The 5,883-nt window shown below is 54.1% G+C and carries 6 protein-coding genes; 5 read left to right on the plus strand and 1 reads right to left on the minus strand.

Annotation, left to right across the window (positions count from 1 at the left end; genetic code table 11):
• From BN1129_RS16125 to BN1129_RS24405, 4 genes are all read left to right on the plus strand, one after another.
• Nucleotides 1-2,141: type I secretion C-terminal target domain-containing protein (locus tag BN1129_RS16125; RefSeq protein ID WP_042037860.1), on the plus strand; the 2,141-nt coding region annotated here is incomplete at its 5' end.
• Between the two features lie 86 nt (nt 2,142-2,227).
• The gene (locus BN1129_RS16130; protein WP_042037862.1) at nt 2,228-2,785 is read left to right on the plus strand and encodes a hypothetical protein; all 558 of its coding nucleotides are present in this window, start codon (nt 2,228-2,230) and stop codon (nt 2,783-2,785) included.
• A 56-nt stretch (nt 2,786-2,841) separates the two neighbouring features.
• On the plus strand, nt 2,842-3,549 hold the full coding sequence (locus BN1129_RS16135; RefSeq protein WP_042037863.1) for an SIMPL domain-containing protein: 708 nt from the start codon (nt 2,842-2,844) through the stop codon (nt 3,547-3,549).
• A gap of 147 nt (nt 3,550-3,696) precedes the next feature.
• Entirely contained in the window at nt 3,697-3,819 is a 123-nt protein-coding gene (locus BN1129_RS24405; protein WP_280136038.1) for a hypothetical protein, read from the plus strand.
• Nucleotides 3,820-3,828: 9 nt separating this feature from the next.
• Here the strand turns inward: BN1129_RS24405 and BN1129_RS16140 are convergent, their stop codons facing one another.
• Nucleotides 3,829-5,205, minus strand: coding sequence for an amino acid permease (locus BN1129_RS16140; RefSeq protein WP_042037864.1), 1,377 nt, complete (start codon nt 5,203-5,205; stop codon nt 3,829-3,831).
• 369 nt (nt 5,206-5,574) lie between these two features.
• Between BN1129_RS16140 and BN1129_RS16145 the strand changes: the two genes are divergently transcribed.
• Entirely contained in the window at nt 5,575-5,862 is a 288-nt protein-coding gene (locus BN1129_RS16145; protein WP_042037865.1) for a hypothetical protein, read from the plus strand.
• Nucleotides 5,863-5,883: the final 21 nt, after the last annotated feature.

Genomic DNA, 5,883 nt, shown 5'->3' on the forward strand with positions numbered 1-5,883 from the left:
CGGATCTGGGTGGCAACATCCACTTCGAGGACGACGTCCCGACAGCTAATCCAGTGACCAATGCTGGTCAGGCAACACAGGTTCAAGACACCAATTTGATGTTGATCCTCGATATTTCCGGCAGCATGGATAATCTATCTGGCTATCAAGGAATGACTCGAATACAAGTCATGCAGAAATCGGCTCTGGAGTTGCTCGACAAGTATGATGCCTATGGCAATGTCATGGTCAATATCATCACGTTCGCTACCGCTGCGGCCAACCCGACAGGGACCTGGGTAAGTGTCGATGCTGCTAAGGCCATTATTCTTAGCCTTTCAACGACCGACTCGACAAACTATGACGATGCTCTCAACGATGCTATCAATGCCTTTGCTTCGAGCAACAAGCTGGTTGGGGCGCAAAATGTGTCCTACTTCATGTCGGATGGTGAGCCCAACGCAAGCTCCGTCAGTAATCCAGCAACTGTGCCCGACGGCTCCAACAGCTTTGGTGATGGAAGTGGTATCAGTGCCGCTAATGAAAAGGATTGGACCGACTTCCTGAAGGCAAACAATATCAACTCGTTTGCTCTCGGCATGGGGTCTGGTGCGACCCAGTCAGCTCTGGATCCGATCGCCTATAACGGTATAAGTGGTGCTAGCCCAGCAAATACTTCCGCGACGGTTGTGACCGACTTCAGTCAGCTGGCGGCAACTTTGCTCAGCACGGTTATTGCACCGCCATTATCTGGGCAGTTACTCAATGATGGGGTGACGGCGAGTACAGGCGGAGATGATGGTTGGATTGGTTCTATTACAGTTGCTGGCGTCACGTATCACTACAATCAACAAACCGATAGTGCCAGTGTCACAGGTGGGACTTCAGTGGGCACATTCAATTCGACTACCAATGAATGGTCGGTTGCAATTGCTGGCGGTATCCTCAAAGTCGATATGGACAACGGTATGTATACATTTACCCCACCGTCCTCGATTCCTGCCGGTGGCATTAGTCAGGTCTTTGGTTACAGCGTGATAGACAACGATGGAGACACTGCTTCCAGTACGCTGTCTATCATCGTCAATCCTGCAGTTGGCCCTACTGTAGTGCGTGATGATTTCATCATCACCAATCAGGATCCTTCGACTATTCCTGACTGGGTATTGCTTGCCAATGACACCGGACCGCTTGCTGCTACTCAGGTAATCTCCGGTGTATCCGGCGCGATTGGTGGCACGATAACAGATGGTTCAGGCACTGTTGTATTCGATGATACGTCGGGCAATGCAACTCCAAGTACTTATGATGGTTCATTCAATTACATCAATAGTACTACTACCGATCCGGCCAAGGTATTCGTAGATGTACAGAGTGGTTCGACGCTCACAGGGAGTTATCTTGATGAAATTCTGATTGGAGATTCGGGAAATGACACGCTCAATGGAAATGCTGGCAACGATATTCTGCTTGGTGGTGCTGGCAACGATAACCTGAACGGTGGGGAGGGTAATGACATTCTTGTCGGTGGTGTGGGTAATGACACCTTGAATGGTGGTAATGGCAATGATACAGCGAGTTACCTGGATAGTACTGCTGGAGTAACTGTCATTGTGAATGGTAACAACCAGGCAACCGGTGGTGCAGGAACGGACAGTTTGAGCAACATGGAAAACCTGATTGGCTCCATGTTCAACGACTCTCTGACAGGTGATGGCAGTGCCAACGTCCTCAGTGGTCTTGCTGGCAATGATATCCTGAGTGGTGGCGGCGGTGACGACATGCTGACCGGTGGCTCTGGCAGTGACACCATGACAGGGGGAACAGGTAAGGATACCTTCAAGTGGATGTCGGGTGATGCCGGTGGTATTGATACCATCAAGGATTTCACTACGGGAGCTAATGGCGATGTGCTGGACCTGAGTGATTTGCTCAGTGGGGAACAGACAAATGCAGCAACATTGGATCAGTACTTTAACTTTGCATCCGGCCCAGGTAGCAATAAGTCTACTCTGACGATCGACCTGGATGGCTCGAACAGTGGGTCTACAACCCATACTATCTTCTTTGATAACGTGGATCTGACCCTTGGAGGAACAAGAACAGATCAACAGATCATTCAAGACTTGCTGGATCAAGGCAACCTCAAGGTTGATCCGTAATCGAGTAATGGGGCCGGGCTATGCCTGGCCCCTGTTTTTTGACAGAGGTGGCGGCTAAGATAGCGGCAGTACAGGAGAGGGTCACCATGCAGTCATTCAATTGGATCGATATCGATGGCATTCGCTATAGCTGGGATGGGCAGGGCAGCATTACCTGCACCGGCCAGTTCGGCTATCAGGCCACGATGGCAGGTGATCGGATCGATGCACTGGATCTTGAAAGCCAAGATGGCGAAGTGGCGGGTTCCCTCAATGTGGACTTCGCGACAGCGACCATCGCTTTCACGCCGGCAGTCGATGCAGAACCACCTCATATGGTGGTGCTGGTCGGGCACGATCAGGGGGAGCAGGAGTATTCGCTGCAGAGTCTGAGCGATAGCTGTTTGCAGGATCTGCTCATGCACTCCGACAGCATAGATTGTGCTCCACTCATCACGTCCACGCTGGCAGACCCCGAGATCTCGCCGCAAGGACACGTTCTGTCGTGGGATTCCTTCCATTTTGATGATGACGTCGTGCTCGGTTCCCGCAGCGTCACGCCGATGGCACCCGGCCATCAAGAGCTGATGGGCAACGAGATCAGCATCAACATCGACATGACCAATCAGGTGCTGGATCAGATACCGTCATTGCACGATATATGAATCCCATTCGACCACGGGCATAATGACCTCACTCTAATTGACTGAGGTTTTTTTCTATGTGGCGTCCCCTTCTTACCCTTTCCGCTCTGGTCGTCAGTGCTCCGTTATTCGCACTTGAAGTACCGCAAGCCCCGCATCTGGTGGTGAGTGGTTATGCCGAACAGAAGGCCGAGCCAGATATGCTGACCCTCAATGTGTCGGTGACCGCGCTGGAAAAGCAGGGCATCAAGGCCAAGCAGCAGGTGGATGGCAAGGTCGCGGCCTTCTTTGGTCAACTGGAAGGGTTGGGCATCAAGCGCAGTGATGTGGAGGCGGGCAACCTGGTGATCTTCCCCGAATATCAATATCCGCAGAACAAGAAGCCGGAACTGGTGGGCTACCGAGCCCAGCGTCAACTCGCGGTCAAACTCTACCAGCTCGACAAGCTGAGCGAGCTGATGGATACCGCCCTCAAGGCGGGTCTGGAGTCTGTGTCCCAGATAGAGTACGGCCTCAAATCGCCGCAGACCATCAAGGAGCAGGCGCGGGTCGGTGCGGTGGAAGATGCCAAGATCAAGGCGGAATCACTGGCCAAGGCGTTCGGTATGAAGCTTGGCAAGGTTTACAGTGTCGAGTACCGCAACAACACCCCCATGCCCGTCTATAGCCGTGCACTCAAGGAGGCCGTCATGGCTGCGCCTGCCGCCGACATGATGGAAAACAGCTATCAACAGCAGCAGATAAGCATCACGGACAACGTGGAGGCCGTCTTCCTGCTGGAATAAGGCTTTGGCCATCCGGCCTTGTCGATCTACCCCAGGCCCGAGGCTCATCCCCTCGGGCTTGTCGTTTTTACCTGGCAAGCTGGATTGAGTGCGCAGGCCGGATAGCGGCCCGCAGATGATGATGATGTGACTGGCAGGATCCCGATCATGCCTGGTGGTCTATGGTGCAAGGGTGGGGAGCGCTGGTGCCTGGCCCTGCGCTCTGACGCCAGCGAGTGGCAGATGACGGATAGCAAGATGCCGGTCGGTGACCGGCATCTGATGGTGTAACGAGGTGGATTAACCCAGATTGGCGGCAACCCGTGCACGACGCTTCTGTTTGAGCTGATAGCCGATGGCCAGCACGACGATCCAGACCGGGATGAGCAGCACTGAAATCTGGATCCCCGGAGTCAGGTACATGATGACCAGGATTCCTGCCATGAAGGCGAGGCAGAGGTAGTTACCAAACGGATACCAAAATGCCTTGAACTTGGGCTCAACGCCTTCGGCTTGTTTGCTTTGGCGAAACTTCAGGTGCGCGAGGCTTATCATGGCCCAGTTGATGACCAGTGCCGAAACCACCAGCGCCATCAGCAGCTCGAATGCCTTGCCCGGCATCAGGAAGTTGATCAGCACGCACAAGAGGGTGGCCGCGGCGGAGATGGAGATGGCCACCACGGGCACACCACTCTTGTTGGTCTTGAGCAGGCTGCGCGGGCCGTTGCCCTGCTTGGCCAGACCAAACAGCATGCGGCTGTTGCAGTAGACGCAGCTGTTGTAGACCGACAGTGCAGCAGTCAGCACCACCATGTTGAGCACGGTCGCGACCAGGTTGCTGTCCAGCGCGTGGAAGATCATCACGAAGGGACTGCCGCCTTCCACGACTTTGCCCCAGGGGTAGAGGGACATCAGCACGGCCAGGGCGCCAATGTAGAAAATGAGGATGCGGTAGATAACCTGATTGGTGGCTTTGGGAATGCTCTTCTCGGGATCGTCCGCCTCAGCAGCCGTGATCCCCACCAGCTCAAGACCGCCGAACGAAAACATGATCACCGCCATCGCCATCACCAGACCGCTGATGCCGTTGGGGAAGAAGCCGCCTTGATCCCACAGGTTGGTGATGCTGGCATCCGGTCCGCCGTTGCCACTGGCGAGCAGGTAGCTGCCAAAGCCAATCATGCCGACGATGGCGACCACCTTGATGATGGCAAACCAGAACTCCATCTCGCCGAACGCCTTCACGTTGGAGAGGTTGATGGCATTGATCAGCACGAAGAAGACGGCAGCCGACATCCAGGTCGGGATCTCGGGCCACCAGTACTGGACATAGATGCCGACCGCCGTCAGCTCGGCCATGCTCACCAGCACGTAGAGTACCCAGTAGTTCCAGCCGGAGGCGAAACCGGCGAAGTCACCCCAGTATTTGTAGGCAAAGTGGCTGAAGGAGCCCGCCACCGGCTCTTCTACCACCATTTCACCGAGCTGGCGCATGATGAGGAAGGCGATAAAGCCGCCGATGGCATAGCCAAGCAGCACTGAGGGGCCCGCCATCTTGATGGTCTGGGCAATGCCGAGAAACAGGCCGGTGCCTATGGCGCCGCCCAATGCGATGAGCTGGATATGGCGGTTTTTCAGGCCGCGTTTCAGCTCCTCACCGTCTTGTTGAAGATCCATTCTTCCTTCCTTACGTCTCTGATATCACTCGTCTGTCATCTCGTTCCGCCCCGTCGAGTCACTCCATGTGACCTTGCACGGCAACATTGTGCTAAAAACGTGACGAAACCCGTATTTATTTCGTTACAGTTGGCTGCTTATTGTTTTTTGTAGCGACTACCAACGGAAGCAGAATAGTGATAATCGATTGTCTGCGCACCTGTTTTCCTCATTGTTCGCCGGTTTTTTCGGCATGAAACAGGTTTTTTATGGTTTGAACGCGCTGGAGGGGAGTGATTGCTCGCATTGCATACAATCGAGTCCTGTAATGTTGACTCCTTCATTGATTCCTGTTTTATGAAGTCTCCTCCATAAATAAGGATGTGTTTCATGCAACGTATTATTGGTAGCCTGCTGGCCGTCGTGCTCTGGTTGACGGTCTGGCTCTCTCCCTTGTTGCTGACCATGGCGGCGGGATGCCTGTTGGTCTGGGCAGTGCAGGGGGATGACTATCTGGTGATGCACTTTCGAACCGTGCTGCTGGCCGCTGGCGCTGTCGGTTTGTTGCCATCGGTCTGGTTGACCGAGCGGGTACGCCGTCGTCATGGTGTGCTCAACTTCTATGCCATGCTGATGAGTAACAAGGAGTTGAACAGCACCGCCTCCCGTTCCCGCTAATCATAAAAACCGAGCCAGATG

This window comes from Aeromonas popoffii (assembly GCF_000820025.1).
GTDB classification, from domain to species: domain Bacteria; phylum Pseudomonadota; class Gammaproteobacteria; order Enterobacterales; family Aeromonadaceae; genus Aeromonas; species Aeromonas popoffii.

What these genes read in the sequence shown, in the direction of transcription:
- BN1129_RS16145 (WP_042037865.1), top strand. Translation starts at nt 5,575, where the DNA reads ATGCAACGTATTATTGGTAGCCTGCTGGCCGTCGTGCTCTGGTTGACG.
- BN1129_RS16130 (WP_042037862.1), top strand. Translation starts at nt 2,228, where the DNA reads ATGCAGTCATTCAATTGGATCGATATCGATGGCATTCGCTATAGCTGG.
- BN1129_RS24405 (WP_280136038.1), top strand. Translation starts at nt 3,697, where the DNA reads ATGCCTGGTGGTCTATGGTGCAAGGGTGGGGAGCGCTGGTGCCTGGCC.
- BN1129_RS16135 (WP_042037863.1), top strand. Translation starts at nt 2,842, where the DNA reads ATGTGGCGTCCCCTTCTTACCCTTTCCGCTCTGGTCGTCAGTGCTCCG.
- BN1129_RS16140 (WP_042037864.1), bottom strand. Translation starts at nt 5,205, where the DNA reads ATGGATCTTCAACAAGACGGTGAGGAGCTGAAACGCGGCCTGAAAAAC.